The sequence below is a fragment of the Enterobacter sp. TMH.L2 genome, assembly GCF_050847315.1.
Taxonomy (GTDB): Bacteria; Pseudomonadota; Gammaproteobacteria; order Enterobacterales; family Enterobacteriaceae; genus Cedecea.
This window is the reverse complement of sequence record NZ_CP193791.1, coordinates 1,295,570-1,316,162: the sequence shown is the minus strand read 5'-3', so window position 1 is coordinate 1,316,162 and position 20,593 is coordinate 1,295,570. Positions and strand designations below refer to the sequence as shown.

The following is a 20,593-nucleotide window of genomic DNA, read 5'->3' as shown; positions in this document are numbered from 1 at the left end:
ACAAAAAAGGGCCATAAGGCCCTTTGGATTAATACTCGCGGGAAAGATTTAGCCGTTTGGCGTATTCAATGGCGTCATTTTCAGGCGCATCAGAATGGCCGAACGGTCTGGCAATCGTCATGTAAACCAGCCCCGAGCCGATGACCAACGCCAGGCCAATCAGCACCGTCCAGCGGTCAATAAAGGTTGCGCTGTCCGCAGGCTGGGCCAACAGCCAGATCCCGCCGATACCGTAGGCCAGCGCCAGCACATTCACCAGCGTGCCCCATGCCCCCAGCGTCCATTCTCCCGCAGGCTTCCAGCCCTTAAGGCGCTGGCGCAGCGCGGCCAGAATCACCATCTGGAAGGAGACGTATATCCCTATCACGGCAAACGCGGTGATGCGAGCAAGGTTATCCGGCTGGAAGTAGACCCAGACGCAAATCACCATCGGCAGCAGGCAGCTCACCAACATCGCGTTGTCCGGCACGCTATGCTTCGAGATCTTCGCCATCCACTCGCTGCCCGGCAGCATTTTGTCGCGGGAGAACGAGAAGATCAGGCGGCTCAGCGCGGCCTGAAGCGACAGGATGCAGGAGAGCATCGCCACAATGGCAATCACGATAAACAGCGTGGCGCCCTTCTCGCCCAGCGCATCGTTCAGAATCGCCGGGATCGGATCGGCTATTTTGCCGTTCACAATGTTCATCAGATCCGGGGATGACAGCAGGTAACCCAGAATGGAGATCACCGCAGAGATCGCGCCGAAAACGATACTGAGGATCATCGCCACCGGGATCTTACGCCCCGGGTTTTTCACCTCTTCCGCCACGTTGCCGCAGGCTTCGAAGCCGAAGAACATAAACAGCCCCATCAGCGACGCCGACATAAAGGCCGTGCCGTAGCTGCCGTCTTTTGCCAGCGCGCCCATGGCGTCAAACACCACGGAGAAAGGCTGATTGCGGTGGAAAATCAGCAGGTAAATGCCGAGCGCAATCACGCTGATAATTTCGCACCAGAAGCCGAAGCGGGCGACCCTCGCCAGGTTTTTCGTCCCGGACATGTTGACGCCCATCATGATGGTGAGCAGCACCACGGAAGTGAGCAGCATCGCAATTGGCGTATCGCCGTAATGAAAAAGCGAGGCGACGAAGGTGGAGGTGTATTCCACGATAGACGTAATGGTCACCACCAGCGCCCAGAGGTAAATCCACGCGGCAATCCAGGCGTATTTCTTCCCCCACAGCCTTCTGGCCCACGGATATAGCCCGCCGGTGATGGGATACTGCGAAGCCACCTCGCCAAACACCAGGGCAACCAGCAGCTGCCCGCAGGCGGCAATCAGGATCCACCAGATGGCTGGCGGCCCGGCGAGGGTTATCGCCAGCGCAAACAGGGAATACACGGCGGTCAACGGCGAGAGGTAGGTAAAACCGAGCGCAAAGTTAGACACCAGGCCGATGGAGCGGTTGAACTGCTGGCCCTTCTCCGGCAGGGAATCGGTATTTTTTGTAGCAGATGTCTGTTCCATATGTCTTTCTCTTTAGGGGGCATAGTTGCAGGCAATAGCTACATTTTATAAAACATATTAAGTTATATGTATATTGTGCTTTGTCACAATTTTGTTAGATATAATGTTATTGTATTGTTAACAATAAAAGACAGAAGAAGAGCGAATGAAAGCAATTTCAGAGATGGAAAAAGCGCCAGCCACAATGTTCGCGGAGAGCCGGTCACCCCGCACTCCGCCTGCAGCGCAAAACGCGTTTATCTGGCAAAAGCCTGCACCTCAATTTCCTGAGAAATAAACAGATTGCGGATTGCCTGCGCCATAGCAAGCGCCCCCGCGCTATCGCCGTGCACACAAATGGAGTCGGCCTGGATGGGGGTAAATACGCCTTCGATTGACTCCACGCCACCCTCAGTAATCAGCTGCAGCATACGTGCGGCAACCTGCCCGGCATCGTGTAACACGGCACCAGGTTCACGTCTTGACACCAGAGAACCATCAGCATGATAGGCCCGGTCGGCAAAGGCTTCGCTGACGGTCGCCACCCCTTTTTGCTGCGCCCATGCCAGCAGGGGCGAGCCCGCCAGCACCACCAGCGGCAAGGAGGCGTCAAACGCCAGAATGGCATCCAGCACCGCTTCGGCCTGGCGCTTGTCATGCGCGATGGTGTTATACAGCGCCCCATGCGGTTTCACATACCGGACGCGCGTTCCCACTGCCTGTGCCAGCCCCTGTAGCGCGCCAATCTGGTAAATGACGTCTGCCGTCAGTTCGTCGCTGGCAATATCCATATTGCGCCGGCCAAACCCGACGAGATCCGGATACGCCACGTGCGCGCCCACGGCAACGCCCTGAGCTTTTGCGGCGCGAAGTGTTTCGAGCATGCCCGCAGGCGATCCGGCGTGAAAACCACAGGCCACGTTGGCACTGCTGACAATTTGCAGGATCGCGGCATCATCCCCCATTGTCCACTGCCCGAAGCTTTCACCTAAATCACTGTTTAAATCGATGTTTTTTTTCATAGTCAGCCTTTACGCAGCGGCTCATTTTTCATCAGCAGCGCGAGGACAAAGCCCAGCACCACAACGCCCGCCGAAATTATAAACACGGAATGAATCGCTGAGCCAAAAGCCTGCAGATAATCGTTACGGATCGCTACGGGCAGTTCGTGTACCGCCTGCGCACCAAGCTGGCGCGGCAATTGAGTCCCCTCCGGGATCAGCGTCTCAAGATTACTGCGCAGCACGGAGGTAAAAACCGCGCCAAACGCAGCCACGCCAATTGAACCACCGATGGAGCGAAACAGCGTCGCGCTTGAGGTCGCTACCCCGATAAGTTTTATTTCCACGCTGTTCTGCACGGCCAGCACCAATACCTGCATCACCATGCCGAGTCCCAGCCCTAAAAGACCAACGTACAGATAAAGCGTGGTCAGCGGCGTCTCCAGCTTTAGCGTACCGAGCAGCGCCATCGCGATAAAACTTAACAGCGTTCCGATAATGGGAAAAATGCGGTAGCGGCCTATTTTACTGATAATGCGCCCGCTGATGATTGAGGTCAGGATAAGTCCACCCATCAGCGGCAGCATTTGCATCCCCGCCTGGGACGGCGTTGAGAACTTTACCACCTGCAGATAAAGGGGCAAAAAGGTCATCGAGCCAAACAGCGACATCCCGATAATAAACCCAATCAGGCAGCTCAATAAAAAAGTACGGTTGCGGAACAGGTGCAGCGGGATCATCGGCTCAATCGCCAGTCGCTCTTCATAAATAAAGCCAATGAGCGCCACGACAAAGAACGCAAAGATGCACCACAGCTGCGGATCAGTCCACGCCATGACCGTGCCGCCTTCGCTGGTGAATAAAATCAGGCAGGTCAGAGAAATTGTCAGGTAGCCCGCGCCAAGAAAATCAATTTGATGCCTAATTCGCGCCGTCTGGGATTTCAGCACCGCGCCGATAACCAGCAGGGCAAAAATCCCCAGCGGCAGGTTGATATAGAAAATCCAACGCCAGGAAAAATGTTCAACCAGAAAACCGCCAATCAGCGGGCCAATGACCGTCGCCAGGCCGAAAACACCGCCAAAAAGCCCCTGATATTTACCGCGTTCGGCGGGCGGGATCACGTCGCCCACCGCCGCCATGGTGACCACCAGCAGCCCGCCGCCGCCCAGTCCCTGCAGCGCGCGCATTAAAATAAGCTGCGTCATATTTTGCGCGAGGCCGCACAGCGCGGAGCCAAGAAGAAAGACCACAATCGCCGTTTGCAATACAACTTTGCGCCCGAGCAGGTCGCCAAACTTGCCGTAGAGCGGCACGACTATCGTGGAAGCCAGTAGATACGCAGTGACAACCCAGGAAAGCCTGTCCAGGCCGCCCAGTTCACCCACGATAGTCGGCAAAGCCGTAGAAACGATGGTTTGATCCAGCGCGGCCAGCAGCATGACTAGCATAAGCGCCGCGAACAGCAGGCGGACGGAGGTTGTTTGCGGCGAGCCAGATGAAGCAGTTTCGGTCGTTGTCATGGTCGTTTTCATTAAGGGGAATAAGTTCGCCCTGGCGATTTGCTGAGAGTATAAAGATACCTGCTTAACCGCCGCCTGAATTGCATCCAAACTCTGAAAAGCGCGATTAATCCGTTACTGGCAAATTCACCCTGTCGCCTCGGGTCGTCGGCTGCGAGATAACAAGAAATTCAACCTCGTTATCGGAATCATTGCGAGCCTGATGTTTTGCCTGCGGCGGAATCGGGATCCCCTTTCCCGCTGGAACCACATAGCGCTCTCCTTCCAGCTCCATCGTCAATGCCCCGGATAACACAAAAAAGAACTGCTGCGCCACGGAATGGTAGTGCCTTTGTTCCGTCCGCCCCGGCGGCATACGTTCATGAATCACGCTCAAAGCAGGATCTTTTAACAGATGCCATCCATCACAGTCTGTTCCCCACAGATAGTGTTCCGCATTTTCTTTTGAAACGATCATCTTTCCCCCTGTTCAGCGAAAAAAATTAATAAAATTTAGCGTAAGCAAAAATACTTATTTTTAGACGAGAAATATCACTAAAAAAGCGATATATCTTAATGTTTTTAATGAAGTAAATAAGGGATCACCCACACCTAATTAAAGTTCAAAAAACAGACAACTGTCACAATTTTGAGACACTTGTTTTCATTTTTAATTTGGGAGTACATTAGCGCCGTCCGGGTAAGGTTTTACCTCCGAATACCAGATGAAGCGGCACCCTAAAAACAGTTTGCGGCTTCAGCTTATTATGTACCTGTTGAGATGCGCGTCAGCGCGGAGCGATGTGAAGTGAAATATTTTCTGATGGGTATTTCTGTGATTGTTGTGTTGTGGGCCGGCACCTTCTTCCTGATGGTTGAATAAGCCTTCACAAACAGCAGCGCAAAAAGAACAGGAGCCAAAGGGCTCCTGTTTTCGTTTCATTATTCGGCGTTTTCCGCCGCGTTTTTCGGCAGCGGTGGCAGCAGCCCGTCAGCCCTGAACATCGCCTTAATACCGCGCACGGCCTGACGGATACGATCTCGGTTTTCAATCAGCGCGAAGCGAACGTGAGTATCACCGTAGTCGCCGAAGCCAATCCCCGGTGAAACGCAGACTTTCGCTTCCTGCAGCAGCTTTTTGGCGAACTCCAGCGAACCCATTGCCGCGTAGTGTTCGGGAATTTTTGCCCAGACGTACATGGACGCTTTCGGGCACTCCACCATCCAGCCCGCTTCATGTAACCCTTTTACCAGTACGTCCCGACGGCGTTTGTATTGCTCTGCGATATCACGCACACACTGCTGATCGCCTTCAAGGGCAGCAATCGCCGCCACCTGCAGCGGCGTAAAGGTGCCGTAATCGTGGTAGCTCTTGATGCGCGCCAGCGCGCTGACCAGTTCCTGGTTACCGACCATAAAGCCGATCCGCCAGCCCGCCATGTTGTAGCTTTTTGACAGCGTGAAGAACTCAACGGCCACGTCGCGCGCGCCGGGCACTTCCATAATGGAAGGCGCTTTCCAGCCGTCATAGACAATATCGGCGTAGGCCAGATCATGAATCACCAGCACGTCGTACTGCTTCGCCAGGGCAACAACCTTCTCGAAAAACGCCAGCTCCACGCACTGGGCGGTTGGGTTAGACGGAAAGCCGAGGATCATCATCTTCGGTTTCGGGTAACTTTCGCGAATCGCCCTCTCCAGCTCGGCAAAGAAGTCCACGCCTTCCACCAGCGGCACGGAGCGAACCTGCGCCCCGGCGATCACCGCCCCGTAAATATGAATCGGGTAGCTTGGGTTCGGCACCAGAACGGTATCCCCGTGATCCAGCGTCGCCAGCATCAGGTGCGCCAGCCCTTCCTTCGAGCCAATGGTCACAATGGCTTCGCTTTCCGGGTCGATATCCACGTCGTAGCGATCTTTGTACCAGCGAGAAATGGCGCGGCGCAGACGAGGAATGCCTCGCGAAGTGGAATACCCGTGCGTGTCTTCACGCTGGGCCACGGTGCAAAGTTTCTCGACGATGTGCGGCGGCGTCGCCCCGTCCGGGTTACCCATGCTGAAATCAATAATGTCTTCGCCGCGGCGTCGCGCAGCCATTTTCAGCTCGGCAGTGATGTTAAAAACGTAAGGGGGTAAGCGATCGATACGCGAAAAACGACGTTTTGGACTGGAGTCAGCCATAAATTCCTCAGAGTAACGTGAGCGCCCGGACCGTCCGAGCGACGCTGCCACGTGATGTGGCCTGTTTTGAAAATAGCCTGAATAAAAATCGCCTGTCGAGGGGGAAATGAAAATATTTTTTCCGCGACACAAAACGGGAAGTTTCGAATGAAACACATCACTATTTCATTTAATAATTCAGGCATACATTAACCAGGTAGCAACAACTCAGTAACTTATTCTCTAAAAGAGGGCGTCACCTATGCACCTGGACATTAACGATCTGCCAAAAGCTATCCGCGAGATAAAACAAAAGCTGCGCCGCGATCTGCCCCACTATCAATCGGCGTTTACCGAACTTGAAGCCAATATTCGCCAGCAAATCGAAACGATCCGCGAAGAAATGGCGCGCGGCGAGAACCCTGTTCCGCAGCTCGACGCCGACGACATTCTTCAGGGCCGCGTGAGCGAGCAACAAAAAGCGCTGATTCGCCAGCGCGGCTGCTGCACGATCCGGGGCGTTTTCCCGCAGGAACAAGCTCGTGGCTGGAATGAAGAGATCGGCAATTATCTGGCACGAAATCATTTTGTCGAACGCCTGAAAAATGCGGCGGAAGACAACTATTTCGGCACGCTTGCCGACAGTAAGCCGCAGATTTACGGCATTTACTGGTCTAAACCACAAACCGAAGCCCGCCAGCATGAGCGTATGAAAGCGGTGCAGGTGTTCCTCAATAATCTGTGGCAAACGGAAAGCCACGGCAGGCAACACTTCGATCCAAATCGCGTCGTTTCTTACGCGGATCGCACTCGCCGTCGCCCGCCCCGCTCAAGCTCGCTGGGGCTTTCTCCGCACGTTGACGGCGGATCGGTTGAGCGCTGGCTGGACGAAAACTTCCGCCACGTTTACCGCCACGTATTTTCCGGTAACTGGAAAGATTACGATCCGTTTGCCGCCGAAGGCAGAACGGAAGTAAGGGAGTTCCCGTCCCCTGCGGTCTGTTCGATGTTCCGTACTTTCCAGGGCTGGACGGCGCTCACGCCCCAGCGCAAACACGGCGGCACGCTAAATTTGCTGCCGGTGGCGAATGCCATGGCCTGGATCCTGCTGCGGGCGCTTCAGGACGATGTACCAGAGGAATCGTTGTGCGAAGCTAAGCCAGGCAGAGCATTATCCATTAACAAAGAGTGGCATCCCCTTTTACAGACTGGGATTTCCTCAATTCCCGATATGGAGCCGGGCGATACCGTTTTCTGGCACTGCGATGTGATTCATGCCGTCGAGAACGAGCACCTCGGTGAGTTCGATAGCAACGTGATGTACATCGCCGCCGCGCCGTGGTGCGAGAAGAATGCCGGGTATCTGCCGCGCCAGTGGGACGCATTTGTTGAGGGTAAAACGCCGCCGGATTTCGCCGCCGATGATTTTGAGGTGGATTTTGCTGGTCGTGCGACCACGCAGGATTTGACGCCTGCTGGGCGGGAACAGCTTGGCGGGAAGTAATGATCCTCACCCAGGCCCTCTCCCTGGAAGGGAGAGGCAATAAACCATGTTCCTCGTCACCTATTTTCTCCCTGCCCTTTGCGGGGAGGGAGTAGACTGCATGCTGTTCTGATCTGGTATTTTCTCCCTCGCCCCCCTGGGGAGAGGGTCGGGGTGAGGGGTGTCCTCAACTGGAAACCCCCGCCAAATTTCCTTATCATTGACGCTTCCCCTCTGAGCCACGCGAGTGACCCGTGCACGAAATTTTTACTATGCTGCTGGCGGTGTTCGATCGCGCGGCGCTGATGCTTATTTGCCTTTTCTTCCTGATTCGAATTCGTCTGTTCCGCGAATTGCTGCACAAAAGCGCCCATACGCCTAAAGAGCTGCTGGCGGTCACCGCTATTTTCTCAATGTTTGCGTTGTTCAGTACCTGGTCAGGCGTGCCGGTTGAAGGCTCGCTGGTCAACGTGCGTATTATCGCGGTGATGTCCGGCGGGATCCTGTTTGGCCCCTGGGTGGGGATTATTACCGGGCTTATCGCCGGGACACACCGCTACCTGATTGATATCGGCGGCATCACCGCTATCCCCTGCTTTATCACCAGCATCCTGGCCGGGATAATGTCCGGCTGGATCAACCGCAAAGTGCCGAAAGAGAAGCACTGGCGGGTCGGTATCATCGGCGGCATGCTCTGTGAAACGATGACCATGATTCTGGTGGTGCTCTGGGCGCCAAGCACCGCGCTGGGCCTTGATATCGTGTCCAAAATCGGCGTGCCGATGATCCTCGGCTCGGTGTCAATCGGCTTTATTATCCTGCTGGTGCAAAGCGTCGAGGGCGAGAAAGAGGCCAGCGCCGCCCGCCAGGCCAAGCTGGCGCTGGATATCGCCAACAAAACGCTGCCGCTGTTCCGCAAGGTTAACAGCGAGTCGCTACGCCAGGTTTGCCAGATTATTCGCCACGATATCGATGCGGATGCGGTGGCCATTACCGATACCGAAAAAGTGCTGGCCTACGTCGGGCTGGGGGAAAATAACTATCACGAGAACGACCAGGCTTTCAGCCCGCGCACCCGTCAGGCACTGAAAGAGGGGCGCATCATCATTCGCAACGATGACGAAGCCTGGCGAACGCCGGAAATTCACTCCTTAATCATCATCCCGCTGTGGGAAAAAGGCGTGGTGACCGGCACCCTGAAAATCTATTACCGCCATGCCCACCAGATCACCTCCACGCTGCAGGAAATGGCGGTTGGCCTGTCGCAGATTATTTCTACCCAGCTTGAGGTTTCCCGCGCGGAGCAGCTGCGCGAAATGGCCAACAAAGCCGAACTCCGGGCGCTGCAAAGCAAGATAAACCCGCATTTCCTGTTCAATGCGCTGAATGCGATATCCTCCTCAATCCGTATGAACCCGGACACTGCCCGCCAGCTTATCGTCAACCTGTCACGCTACCTGCGCTATAACATCGAGCTGAACGACGACGAGCAAATTGATATCCGCAAGGAGCTGTATCAAATCAAGGATTACATTGCCATTGAGCAGGCGCGCTTTGGCGACAAGCTGACGGTGATTTATAACATTGATGAAGAGGTCAACTGCCGCATTCCCAGCCTGCTTATCCAGCCTCTGGTGGAAAATGCCATTGTGCACGGCATTCAGCCCTGTAAAGGTAAGGGTGTGGTGACGATAAGCATTGAAGAGAGCGGCAACCGGGTGCGCATTGCCGTGCGCGATACCGGCCACGGGATCGATCCTAAAGTGGTCGAGCGCGTGGAGAATAACGAAATGCCGGGGAATAAAATTGGCCTGCTGAACGTGCATCACCGAGTGCAGTTGCTCTACGGCGAAGGGCTGATCATCCGCCGCCTGGAGCCGGGGACCGAAATCGCCTTTTACGTGCCGCGCTATGTCCCCACCGCCGCGCCGCGCCCACTGGAAGGGAGAGAAGCATGAAGGTCATTATCGTAGAGGATGAGTTTCTGGCGCAGCAGGAGCTGAGCTGGCTTATCAAAAACCACAGCGACATGGAGATTGTCGCCTCTTTCGACGATGGTATGGATGTGCTGAAGTATTTGCAGCATCATGAAGTGGACGCCATTTTCCTCGACATCAATATTCCGTCGCTGGACGGCGTGCTGCTGGCGCAGAACATCAGCAAATTTGCCCACAGGCCGTTCATCGTGTTTATTACTGCCTGGAAAGAGCATGCGGTGGAAGCTTTTGAGCTGGAAGCGTTTGACTACATTCTGAAGCCGTATCAGGAGTCACGCATTATTGGCATGCTGCAAAAACTAGAGGTGGCTTATCAGCAGCAAACCTCTCAGCCTGCCGCCAGCCATGAAAACCGCGACGCCACGACGATTAACCTGATCAAAGACGAGCGAATTATCGTCACCGACATCAACGATATTTACTACGCGGAAGCTCACGAGAAGATGACCTTCGTCTATACGCGCCGTGAGTCTTACGTCATGCCGATGAACCTCACCGAATTCTGCAGCCGCCTGCCGGAGAGCCATTTCTTCCGCTGCCACCGCTCTTATGTGGTGAACCTGAGCAAAATCCGTGAAATAGAGCCGTGGTTTAACAATACCTATATTCTTCGCCTGCGAGATCTCGATTTTCAGGTGCCGGTGAGCCGCAGTAAGGTGAAAGAGTTCCGGCAGCTAATGCGCCTGTAGAGAAGGGAAACTGGCGGGCGCAATCGCAGTGCGCCCGCGCGGTATTACAGGACGTGACCCAGCGTCTGACGCAGGTGTGCCCCGGCGCCCAGCAGCCCAGGCTGATCGTGCACGATGAGATAAACGGGAATATCCTTCACGAACGCTTTGAAGCGGCCTTTGTCTTCAAACCCGCCGCGGAAGCCCGAAGCCTTAAAGAACTCCAGGAAGCGCGGCACGATACCGCCGGCGATATACACGCCGCCAAACGTACTCATGTTCAGGGCCAGGTTGCCGCCGAAACGCCCCAGGATCACGCAGAACAGCGACAGCGCGCGGCGGCAGTCGGTGCAGGTATCGTCCACGGCTTTTTCGGTGATGTCCTTCGGCTGGTAGTTTTCCGGCTCACGGCCATCGGCCTTAACGATGGCGCGGTAGAGATTCAGCAGACCTGGCCCGGAGAGAATGCGCTCGTTGGAGACGTGCCCAAGTTCATTGCGCAGCTGCTCCAGGATAATGCCCTCTTCTTCGCTGTTCGCCGCGAAATCTGAGTGGCCGCCTTCGCCCGGCAGGCTGATCCAGCGTTTGTCGACGTGCACCAGGTGAGAAACGCCCAGCCCGGTGCCCGCACCGTACACCACCACCGGTTTGCCTGCCACAGGCTCGCCACCGCCGAACTGAATCAGATGCTCTTTTTTCAGCGCCGGGATGGCCATGGAAACGCCGGTAAAGTCGTTGATAATTTCCAGATGATCGAAGCCCAGGTTTTGCTTCATTTCGGCGGTGGAAAATGCCCAGGTGTGGTTGGTCATTTCCACCCAGTCCCCGTTTATCGGGCAGGCAATCGCCACGCAACCTGACTGCACGCTGATGTTATGTTCTTTGAGGTAGTGCTGAATCACCGCTTCCAGGCTTGGAAAATCAAGGCCGGAGTAAGTCTTTGCCTGTGAAATATCACCCGTGCTCAAATCGCATAGCGCCAGACGTGCATTGGTGCCGCCGACATCTCCCACCAAAGCATATTTTGTCATTCTCAAACAGCTCCGCTAAAGTCAGAATAAGTTCTGGCAACACTGTAAAATTAGCCAGCCGAAACAACAACGACCATCATCCAGGTGCGGCGCGATTGTTGAACCAGGTCACATTCTGGCTTTACCGTTTCAGCTCTATTTGCAATGCGGCTTAAGACTTTCCGTTTTTGCGCCGTGCGACTTCCTATTGTAAGGATTGACTATGCTCCATCCGCGAGCCAGAACCATGCTGGTACTTTCCATTCCGGCTCTGATTATCGGCGTCTTATCCAGCCTGGTATTAATTGTCGTTATGAAGGTTGCCGCTGCGCTGCAGGAATATCTGTGGGCCACGCTGCCAGCGGCGCGCGGGTACGATCCCCAGTCCCCGTTTTGGATACTGCTTATTTTGACCCTGACCGGCGTCGCGGTTGGGCTGGTTATCCGCTATTTGCCTGGCCACGGCGGGCCCGATCCCGCGACCGAACCGCTTATCGGGGCGCCCGTGCCAACGATGGCTATTCCTGGCCTGGTGATGGCGCTGGTGATTGGCCTTGCCGGTGGCGTGAGCCTGGGGCCGGAGCACCCGATTATGGCGGTGAATATTGCGCTCGCGGTGGCGCTTGGCGCCCGCGTTTTGCCGAAGGTCAGCCCGCTTGACTGGACTATTCTCGCCGCGGCGGGCACCGTCGGCGCTTTATTCGGCACGCCGGTGGCCGCGGCGCTGATCTTTTCGCAAACCCTGGGCGGAAATAATGAAGTCCCGCTGTGGGACAGACTGTTCGCGCCATTAATGGCCGCATCCGCCGGGGCGCTGACCACCAGCATTTTCTTTCAGCCGCACTTTGCACTGCCGGTTGCCAGCTACCCCGAAATGCACATTGAAGACCTGTTCAGCGGGGCGGTTGTCGCGGCTATCGCCATTGCGATGGGCATGGTGGGCGTCTGGTGTCTGCCAAGGCTGCACCGCCTGATGCACCAGCTCAAACATCCGGTGCTTATACTCGGTGCAGGCGGTTTTTTGCTAGGCCTGCTGGGGGTAATCGGCGGTGAGGTGACAATGTTTAAAGGCCTGGATGAGATGCAGCAGCTGGCTATCGCCGATTTCTCCGTGTCGTCGCTGCTGCTGTTTGCCGTGGTGAAGCTGGCCGCGCTGATTATCGCTGCCGCCAGCGGTTTCCGGGGTGGTCGTATTTTCCCGGCGGTGTTTGTGGGCGTGGCGTTAGGCATGATGCTGCACCAGCACGTTGAGGCGGTCCCTGCCGCGATTACCCTCTCCTGCGCCGTCCTTGGCATGGTGCTGGTGGTCACGCGCGACGGTTGGCTGAGCCTGTTTATGGCGATGGCCGTGGTACCGGACGTCAAACTCCTGCCCTTGCTGTGCATCGTGATGTTGCCCGCCTGGCTCCTGCTGGCGGGTAAACCGTTGATGATGGCCGGGCGGCCAAACCGCTAATTAATGTTCCATTTCCGAGTTGCGTTTACCCAGCGAGGTGGTGACCGCTCTGAGCAGCTCGGGAATGTCCTGCTTAGGCAGCACCACTTCCACCAGCGCCAGCCTCTCCGGGCTGGCCAGCTTTTCCAGCACGGCAGCAAGCTGTGATGTTTCCGTGACACGCCAGCATTCGGCCAGGCTATCCACGTTCATTGCCTGCGGCAGGCGGGTCCAGTCCCACGCGGCAATGTCGTTGTAGCGCTGTTCCGGGCCATGGATCGCGCGCTCAACCGTGTAGCCATCGTTATTCAGCACCATGACCACCGGCTTCTGGCCGTCACGCTGCATGCTGCCCAGTTCCTGAATAGTCAGCTGGGCGGAGCCGTCGCCTATCAGCAGAAGCACACGCCTGCTCGGCCATGCGGTTTGCGCGCCAAATGCCGCAGGCAGCGTAAAACCAATCGATCCCCACAGCGGCTGGACGATAAAGGTCACACCTGCGGGCAGCGTTAAGGCCGCGGCACCAAAGGCCGCCGTGCCCTGGTCGGCCAGAATGATATCGCCGGGCTGTAAGGCGTCCTGCAGGGTTTGCCAGAAAGCGTGCTGGTCCAGCCGGTCGCTGTCGCAAACGGGAAGCTGCGGTGGCCTTTGCGTGGCCTCCGGCCAGGACGCAGCCTGTTGAGCACACAGCGGCTGCAAAATGGCGATGGCCTGCGCCATCGAGATCCCGCTAAACCAGCGCTCGCCTACCCGCACCGCCTCCGGCTGAACCTCAATTGTCTGCTGCTGACTTAGCTTCTGGCTGAAACCGGCGGTGATGGTATCGGTAAACTTCACACCCACGCAGATAACCAGCTCCGCGCTCTCAATCCCCTGCTTCACCTGCGGCGGACTGGCCGCCCCGCTGTAGGTGCCCAGAAAACCAGGCTGGCTTTCATCGAACAACCCTTTCCCCATCAGCAGTGAAGCGTGAGGGATGGGCGTGCTCGCCATCCACTGCTGGAGCGTTTTTTGCTGCCCATAACGCAGGGCCAGAAAATCGGCCAGCAGTGCTACGCTGCGGCTTTCGGCAATTTTTGCCTGCGCACAATGACGAAACGCTTCCAGCGTTGCCGGTTCAGCCACCGTTTCAGGAGCCATTAGTCGTTTTGAAGGCCGCGTTGCTGGCGCCTCCGCCACATCGCTCGGCAATAACAGGTAACCGGGGCGCTGCTGCTTGAGCGCTTCAAGAATTACGCGATCAATTTCGCTGCAGGCATTGGCGGGGGTGAGCGAAGCCTGTGCCACGGAAACTTCTTCGGCAATACGCAGGAAATGGCGGAAATCCCCGTCGCCTAATGTGTGATGAAGCAGTTCACCGCGCTGCTGGGCGCGGCTATTGGGCGCGCCAACAATATGAATGACAGGAAGATGTTCGGCATAGCTGCCCGCTACGCCATTCAGCGCGCTCAGTTCGCCCACGCCAAACGTGGTCAGCAGCGCCGCCGCGCCTTTGCAGCGGGCATACCCGTCGGCGGCGTAGGCCGCATTCAGCTCGTTAGCGCAGCCCACCCAGGCAAGCCTCGGATGCGCAATCACGTGATCCAGGAAAACAAGGTTGTAGTCACCGGGGACGCCGAAGAGGTGCTCGATCCCGCCTTCGTTAAGCCGGTCAACAAGATAGTCTGCCACACAGTAGCGCATAGGATTTTCCTTCTATGAGGGCTTGCTGTGAGTATTAAGTAACCGGGATCGGTGTCGAGAATATATCCGATTTAAGGGGTGGCACGTGGAATTTACAGTGAAATACGGCGTATTCTGGGCTGTGAAAACGTATACACTGATTTCTCTGTTACCTGTAAGGATGACAATAATGACCTGGCAGCCCAACCCTGAACGCTATTCGTCTATGGAGTACCGTCGCTGCGGCCGCAGCGGCCTGAAACTGCCCGCCATCTCCCTTGGCCTTTGGCATAATTTTGGTGATGAAACGCTGCTGGAAACCAGCCGCCAGCTGCTGAGAAAGGCTTTCGATCTGGGCATTACCCATTTTGACCTTGCCAATAATTACGGGCCACCGCCTGGGTCAGCTGAAGCCAACTTTGGGCGCATTTTGCGGGAAGATTTTCAGGCCTGGCGCGACGAGCTGATTATCTCCACCAAAGCGGGTTACACCATGTGGGACGGGCCTTACGGCGACTGGGGTTCACGCAAATATCTGATTTCAAGTCTCGACCAGAGTCTGAAGCGCACGGGGCTGGAGTATGTCGATATCTTTTATCATCACCGCCCGGATCCTGACACGCCGCTGGAGGAGACCATGCGCGCCCTCGACCATGTGGTGCGCCAGGGCAAAGCGCTGTATGTCGGGATCTCAAACTACCCGGCCGATCGGGCGGAGAAAGCTATTGATATCCTGAACGATCTCGGTACGCCTTGCCTGATCCACCAGCCGCGTTATTCCCTGTTTGAGCGCTGGGTCGAAGGTGGCCTGCTGGATCTGCTGCAGGAAAAAGGCGTAGGCAGCATCGCTTTTTCCCCGCTTGCCGGGGGCCAGCTAACCGACCGCTATCTGAGCGGCATCCCTGCAGATTCACGCGCTGCCAGCGGCAGCCGTTTCCTGAACCCCGATCAGATTACGGCAGAGAAGCTGGCAAAAGTACGGCAGCTCAACGCGCTGGCGGAGAAACGCGGGCAAAAGCTGTCGCAGATGGCGCTGGCCTGGGTACTCCGCGATGAAAAAGTGACTTCGGTGCTTATTGGCGCGAGTAAAACCAGCCAGATAGAGGACGCCGTGGGCATGCTAAGCCAGCGCCATTTCAGCGAACAGGAACGAGCAGAAATCGAGGCGATCTTAGTGTAAACGTTTAACTTTCCCTCCGGGTTCACGCCAGTGACTTGTGCAATAAGTGCTATGGCCGATGATTTAGGAATTGTGTAATTCATCAGCCCGGTTGTCGGTTTGTAAGATTGTGTTAACAAGCCGCAACACGGCTCTGAGAACCAGGGAGAGAAAGTATGTTCAGGTCACTAATGCTTGCCCTTGCCTTACTGGCCGCGGCGCCGATGGTCGCAAACGCGGGTGAAATCACCCTGCTGCCGTCGGTGAAATTACAGATTGGCGATCAAGATTATCGCGGTAATTACTGGGACGGCGGCAGATGGCGAGACCGTGATTATTGGCACCGCAATTATGAATGGCGCGATCGCGGCTGGCATCGCCACCGTGGCTGGGATCGCGGCTGGGACCGCGGACGAAATAGCTATGAACGCGGCTATCGCGAAGGCTGGAACGACCGCGACGACCATCGCGGCAGAGGTCACGGACACCGTCATTAAATAAAAAAGGGCTGGATAATCCAGCCCTTCTCACTTTCTTTGGCAAGATTAGTTGCCAAACAGCGTACTAAAAATTAACCACAGGTTGAGCGCCACCACCACCGCGACTATCGCCCAGCCAACCAGCTTAACCCAGCGCACGTTAACCAAATCACCCATCAGCTTTTTGTCGCTGGTAAACACCAGCAGCGGCACCAGCGCCAGCGCAATCCCGAAGCTCAACAGCACCTGGCTCATGACCAGAATACGCGTTGGGTCGAGCCCCATCATGATGACCACGAAGGACGGCGCCATGGTAATCGCCCGGCGAACCCACAGCGGAATATAAAAACGGACAAACCCCTGCATCACCACCTGCCCGGCAAGCGTGCCCACCACCGTGGATGACAAACCGGCCGCCACCAGGCTAAGCCCGAAAATCGTGGCTGCGGCATGGCTCAACAGCGGTTCCAGCGTTTTATAGGCATCTTCCAGCTCGGCAACGCCGGTATGCCCGGTGAAGTGAAACGCCGCTGCGGCGGTGGCCATCATCGCCAGGTTGACGAAGCCGGCAATCGTCATCGCTATCGCCACGTCCCATTTAGTGGCGGAATAGCGCTCTGCCCGGTTGCCCGCATGCAGGTGCTGAGTCAGAGAAGAGTGCAGGTAAATCACGTGCGGCATGATTGTCGCGCCCAGAACGCCAGCAGCAAGGTAGACCGCCTCGGACGTCGGCAGACTTGGGATCAGCATCCCTTTGCCCAGCTCAGCTACCTTCGGCTGGGAAAAAATAAGCTCAACGATGTAGGCCGCCGCCACAAACAGCAGCAGCCCGCCGATAACTTTTTCCAGCGGCTTTTGCCCGCGGCTTTGCAGCATCAAAATCAGGAAAGTGGCTATCCCTGTCAGCACCGCTCCCTGGAGCAAAGAGACGCCCAGAATCAGCTTGAAGCCAATGGCCGCCCCGATAAACTCCGCGAGGTCCGTCGCCATGGCAATAATTTCAGCCTGAACCCAGTAAATCCACACCAGCGGGCGCGGGTAATGATCGCGGATTTGCTCGGCGAGGTTCTTGCCGGTGGCGATCCCCAGCTTGGCGGAGAGTACCTGAATCAGCGCCGCCATCAGGTTTGCCCACACCACCACCCACAGCAGTTGATAGCCATAACTCGCCCCGGCCTGGATATTGGTCGCGAAGTTACCGGGGTCGATGTAGCCGATAGCGGCGATAAACGCTGGCCCCATCAACGCCAGCCGCAGCTTACGCGCGGTACGTCCGGTATTGCTGTCAATGCGACTGCTTGTCATCTTCTGCCTCTGAGATATAGCCTTTGCTATGTTTTATGCTATCAAAATGAGAATGGTTATCAAGTTCATTTAGTGCGGGGAAATTGATTTCTCTGATAGCTGAAAACGATGTGCAGGAGGCGTGAGATAGTGAATCTGGATGCCGGTTAACGGATTAACATTTGGCCAACGTGTAAACTGTCGATGAGCCATCTTAACGTAACTTTTAGCTTCTTTACTTAACATAGCAGAAATGTATGGTGGATCACTATTTTTGCGTTCCGTCACAGCTCATCACTATAGTGTGGAATTGATCTCGTTTTCTTATTGCTTGTTACATAGAATGTGCAACGAAATTAAACCTGCCTCATATTTGGAGCAAATATGTCCCGCGTTTTGCACTTTGTTTTAGCGCTTGCTGTGGTCGCGCTGCTGGCTTTGCTGGTTAGCCCTAACCGCAAGCAAATTCGTATTCGCTTTGTCATTCAGCTGTTGGTGATCGAAGTGTTACTGGCCTGGTTCTTCCTGACCTCCGACGTCGGCCTGGGCTTCGTAAAAGGTTTCTCCGAAATGTTCGAGAAACTGCTCGGCTTCGCTAACGAAGGGACAAACTTTGTCTTCGGCAAAATGAACGATGAAGGCCTGGCTTTCTTCTTCCTGAAGGTGCTGTGCCCTATCGTGTTCATTTCTGCGCTGATCGGTATTCTGCAGCATATTCGCATTCTGCCGATTGTTATCCGCGCTATCGGTACCGTGCTTTCTAAAGTCAACGGTATGGGTAAGCTGGAATCCTTTAACGCCGTAAGCTCGCTGATTCTGGGACAGTCAGAAAACTTCATCGCCTATAAGGATATTCTCGGCAAGATGTCGCGCAACCGCATGTACACCATGGCGGCGACCGCTATGTCTACCGTGTCCATGTCAATCGTAGGTGCGTACATGACGATGCTGCAGCCAAAATACGTGGTTGCCGCGCTGGTGCTGAACATGTTCAGTACCTTTATCGTGTTGTCGCTGATCAACCCGTACCGCGTGGATGAGAAAGAAGAAAATCTGCAGATGACTAATCTGCATGAAGGTCAAAGCTTCTTCGAAATGCTCGGCGAGTACATTCTGGCAGGTTTCAAAGTGGCGATTATCGTTGCCGCCATGCTGATCGGCTTCATCGCCCTGATTTCTGGCCTGAACGCGCTGTTCGCTGCCGTGCTGGGTATCTCCTTCCAGGGCATTCTGGGCTATATCTTCTACCCGGTTGCCTGGGTGATGGGCGTGCCGTCCGCAGAAGCGCTGCAGGTCGGCAGTATCATGGCGACTAAACTGGTGTCTAACGAATTCGTTGCGATGATGGATCTGCAGAAGATTGCCGGCAGCCTGTCGCCGCGCGCGGAAGGCATCCTGTCCGTGTTCCTGGTGTCCTTCGCTAACTTCTCTTCTATCGGTATTATCGCCGGGGCCATTAAAGGCCTGAACGAAGAGCAAGGCAACGTGGTTTCCCGCTTCGGCCTGAAGCTGGTTTACGGCTCTACGCTGGTGAGTATCCTGTCGGCATCTATCGCCGCGCTGGTTATCTAATTTTTGCGTATTAAAAAGCCGGTGCTGGTCACCGGCTTTTTTTATGCCTGCGATTCAGCCTCGCCGCCCCAACACACTCTGTTTCTCCCCTGCTGTTTCGCCCTATACAGGCGAATATCCGCCTGACTCTGGATGTGTTCCAGGTCACCGTCTGGGGCTTCTTCATGGGAAGCCACGCCCAGCGAGGCCGTCACCAGCAGTTCAGACTCGTCCTCCAGCCTGAGCGGCGTGTTCACCAGCATTTTGCGCACCCGCTGCGCCACGGCAATCGCCGCATGCAGATCGGTATTAGGCAGGTAGACACAAAACTCTTCGCCGCCGATACGCCCGACAATGTCCTGGGTGCGGATCGCCTGCTGGATGCAGCGCGTGGCGTGAATAAGCACCCGATCGCCAACCTGATGCCCAAAGCGGTCATTCACTTTTTTGAAATGATCGAGATCCAGCTGAATCAGGGAGTAATCCACGTACTGCGGGCTGATACGCCCGGTTGTTTCAAAGAAGCCACGGCGATTTAGAACGCCGGTCAGATCATCGTGCAGCGCATGCCGGTGCATTTCCTGCTGCAAATGGCCCATGTTGCTAATCAGCCGGCAAATCATGCGGTGTGAACCAAACAGAATAAGGATCACCGTCAGCCACATCACTACCAGCAGCACGCTAAAACGCCCAAAGTCCTCGTGTAGCCCCTGCCGGATGGTCTGGACGCTGACAAGGATTGCCCCCGTCCCCGTGACATGGCCGAAAGTGGCATAAGCATAGCCAAAACGTAAGGTGCCCCGGGATTCATCGACCAACTTTTCAAGAATTGCCTGTCGCTGCTTCTCGCTGAGGCGATAGCCATTCTGCGAGCCAACGGGGCGAGTCAGCGGGTTCATCTGCTCATCAAAAAGCAGATAGGCGCTTTGCGTGTCCTCCGGCAAAGCGCTGGAGAGAAATAGCCGAAGCGTTTCGGTGGTGACCGCGATACCAAACAGCCCAATCCACCGGTCGTCAAAGTCCACCGGAAGAGAGCCATTAATCAGCGTTTTGCCGGTATCTGCAATATTTTGCCGGGTCCAGAACGGATCGCGGCGCGGGTTCAACAGCGGAGAGCCAAGCACAAACGATCCCTGCATCGCCAGCGGGTTAGCACTTTCGATAAGCAGTTTGTTCACATCGGGGGAGAGCGACGCAATAAATGCCCCGGAGCGCGACATGTAATAAATGTTCGAAGAGAGACGGTTGCTCCCGCCTGCCAGCGGAAAGAGATCCTGAATGTCGCGCAGGGCCTGATATTCCCGCTGCGTGAGTTTTTCCCTTTCTTCTTTCGGCTTGTTTTTAAAAGGTTGCACGCTATCGGGGATCGGCAGGCTCTGGATATGCAGCGGCGACAGCGTCTCTTTATTGCTGGCCCGGGAAGCCAGCTGCGAGATCGGCGTGAACTGCGGCTCATTCAGCGTTTCAATGAACATGCGGCGGAGATAGCGCAGGTTGTCCATCTGATATTCAGATTTGCTTTCAAGCCTGGCGATCACGCTTTCGAGATGGCTAAGCTGGCTGGTGCGATAGCCGTGGTTGAACAGCTCCCCCTGCTGCCAGAAAAGAAAGGTGATCAGCAAAAAGAGCGACAGAAAGCACACATGGGTGATGCGCAGTGTTTTTACCATCGGCAGACGAATATGGCTAATCAGCGACGTGCTCACGGTGATT

At 55.7% G+C, this 20,593-nt stretch carries 17 protein-coding genes; 8 read left to right on the top strand and 9 right to left on the bottom strand.

The features are described 5' to 3' along the window. Positions 1–28: 28 nt before the first annotated feature. The 4 genes from ACREYP_RS06330 to ACREYP_RS06315 form a co-directional block, all read right to left on the bottom strand. Complete coding sequence (locus ACREYP_RS06330) at positions 29–1,510, bottom strand: APC family permease (RefSeq protein WP_336819290.1); 1,482 nt, start codon at positions 1,508–1,510, stop codon at positions 29–31. A 236-nt stretch (positions 1,511–1,746) separates the two neighbouring features. After that, the gene (locus tag ACREYP_RS06325; protein WP_008459636.1) at positions 1,747–2,511 is read right to left on the bottom strand and encodes a LamB/YcsF family protein; all 765 of its coding nucleotides are present in this window, start codon (positions 2,509–2,511) and stop codon (positions 1,747–1,749) included. Positions 2,512–2,513: 2 nt separating this feature from the next. Then, positions 2,514–4,013: an MDR family MFS transporter gene (locus ACREYP_RS06320; RefSeq protein ID WP_008459635.1), complete on the bottom strand. Its 1,500-nt coding sequence runs from the start codon at positions 4,011–4,013 to the stop codon at positions 2,514–2,516. A gap of 106 nt (positions 4,014–4,119) precedes the next feature. After that, positions 4,120–4,470, bottom strand: coding sequence for a cupin domain-containing protein (locus ACREYP_RS06315; protein ID WP_336819291.1), 351 nt, complete (start codon positions 4,468–4,470; stop codon positions 4,120–4,122). Between the two features lie 303 nt (positions 4,471–4,773). Between ACREYP_RS06315 and ypdK the strand changes: the two genes are divergently transcribed. Next, on the top strand, positions 4,774–4,875 hold the full coding sequence (gene ypdK, locus ACREYP_RS06310; RefSeq protein WP_034809579.1) for a membrane protein YpdK: 102 nt from the start codon (positions 4,774–4,776) through the stop codon (positions 4,873–4,875). A gap of 59 nt (positions 4,876–4,934) precedes the next feature. Here ypdK and alaC read toward each other — a convergent pair whose 3' ends face one another. Further along, positions 4,935–6,173, bottom strand: a complete 1,239-nt coding sequence (gene alaC, locus ACREYP_RS06305; protein ID WP_008459632.1) for an alanine transaminase — start codon at positions 6,171–6,173, stop codon at positions 4,935–4,937. A gap of 241 nt (positions 6,174–6,414) precedes the next feature. Here alaC and ACREYP_RS06300 point away from each other — a divergent pair, with 241 nt between their 5' ends. The 3 genes from ACREYP_RS06300 (at position 6,415) to ACREYP_RS06290 (ending at position 10,321) form a co-directional block, all read left to right on the top strand. Further along, positions 6,415–7,656, top strand: coding sequence for a DUF1479 domain-containing protein (locus ACREYP_RS06300; protein WP_336819293.1), 1,242 nt, complete (start codon positions 6,415–6,417; stop codon positions 7,654–7,656). A 233-nt stretch (positions 7,657–7,889) separates the two neighbouring features. Continuing rightward, positions 7,890–9,593 (top strand): sensor histidine kinase, encoded by a 1,704-nt coding sequence (locus tag ACREYP_RS06295; protein ID WP_034809573.1) that lies wholly within the window; start codon positions 7,890–7,892, stop codon positions 9,591–9,593. After that, positions 9,590–10,321 (top strand): LytR/AlgR family response regulator transcription factor, encoded by a 732-nt coding sequence (locus tag ACREYP_RS06290; protein WP_008459626.1) that lies wholly within the window; start codon positions 9,590–9,592, stop codon positions 10,319–10,321. The genes ACREYP_RS06295 and ACREYP_RS06290 overlap by 4 nt, the downstream gene beginning before the upstream one ends. Positions 10,322–10,365: 44 nt before the next feature. On the opposite strand, the gene glk is transcribed toward ACREYP_RS06290, so the two are convergent. Further along, positions 10,366–11,331, bottom strand: a complete 966-nt coding sequence (gene glk, locus ACREYP_RS06285) for a glucokinase (protein ID WP_336819294.1) — start codon at positions 11,329–11,331, stop codon at positions 10,366–10,368. Between the two features lie 202 nt (positions 11,332–11,533). Between glk and ACREYP_RS06280 the strand changes: the two genes are divergently transcribed. Beyond that, positions 11,534–12,766 (top strand): ion channel protein, encoded by a 1,233-nt coding sequence (locus tag ACREYP_RS06280; protein WP_166990767.1) that lies wholly within the window; start codon positions 11,534–11,536, stop codon positions 12,764–12,766. Here the strand turns inward: ACREYP_RS06280 and ACREYP_RS06275 are convergent, their stop codons facing one another. After that, positions 12,767–14,428 carry an alpha-keto acid decarboxylase family protein gene (locus ACREYP_RS06275; RefSeq protein ID WP_166990764.1) on the bottom strand — a complete coding sequence of 554 codons (1,662 nt, stop codon included), beginning with the start codon at positions 14,426–14,428 and terminating at the stop codon, positions 12,767–12,769. It abuts the gene before it with no gap. 169 nt (positions 14,429–14,597) lie between these two features. On the opposite strand from ACREYP_RS06275, the gene mgrA reads away from it, so the two are divergent. After that, positions 14,598–15,587, top strand: coding sequence for an L-glyceraldehyde 3-phosphate reductase (gene mgrA / locus ACREYP_RS06270; protein WP_336819313.1), 990 nt, complete (start codon positions 14,598–14,600; stop codon positions 15,585–15,587). 155 nt (positions 15,588–15,742) lie between these two features. Beyond that, positions 15,743–16,063 (top strand): DUF2502 domain-containing protein, encoded by a 321-nt coding sequence (locus ACREYP_RS06265; protein WP_008459618.1) that lies wholly within the window; start codon positions 15,743–15,745, stop codon positions 16,061–16,063. Between the two features lie 48 nt (positions 16,064–16,111). Here ACREYP_RS06265 and ACREYP_RS06260 read toward each other — a convergent pair whose 3' ends face one another. Continuing rightward, the gene (locus tag ACREYP_RS06260) at positions 16,112–17,350 is read right to left on the bottom strand and encodes an Nramp family divalent metal transporter (protein WP_008459616.1); all 1,239 of its coding nucleotides are present in this window, start codon (positions 17,348–17,350) and stop codon (positions 16,112–16,114) included. A gap of 363 nt (positions 17,351–17,713) precedes the next feature. Here ACREYP_RS06260 and ACREYP_RS06255 point away from each other — a divergent pair, with 363 nt between their 5' ends. Further along, complete coding sequence (locus ACREYP_RS06255) at positions 17,714–18,901, top strand: NupC/NupG family nucleoside CNT transporter (protein WP_008459614.1); 1,188 nt, start codon at positions 17,714–17,716, stop codon at positions 18,899–18,901. A 41-nt stretch (positions 18,902–18,942) separates the two neighbouring features. On the opposite strand, the gene ACREYP_RS06250 is transcribed toward ACREYP_RS06255, so the two are convergent. Further along, on the bottom strand, positions 18,943–20,586 hold the full coding sequence (locus ACREYP_RS06250) for a diguanylate cyclase (RefSeq protein ID WP_498881195.1): 1,644 nt from the start codon (positions 20,584–20,586) through the stop codon (positions 18,943–18,945). Positions 20,587–20,593 lie beyond the last annotated feature (7 nt).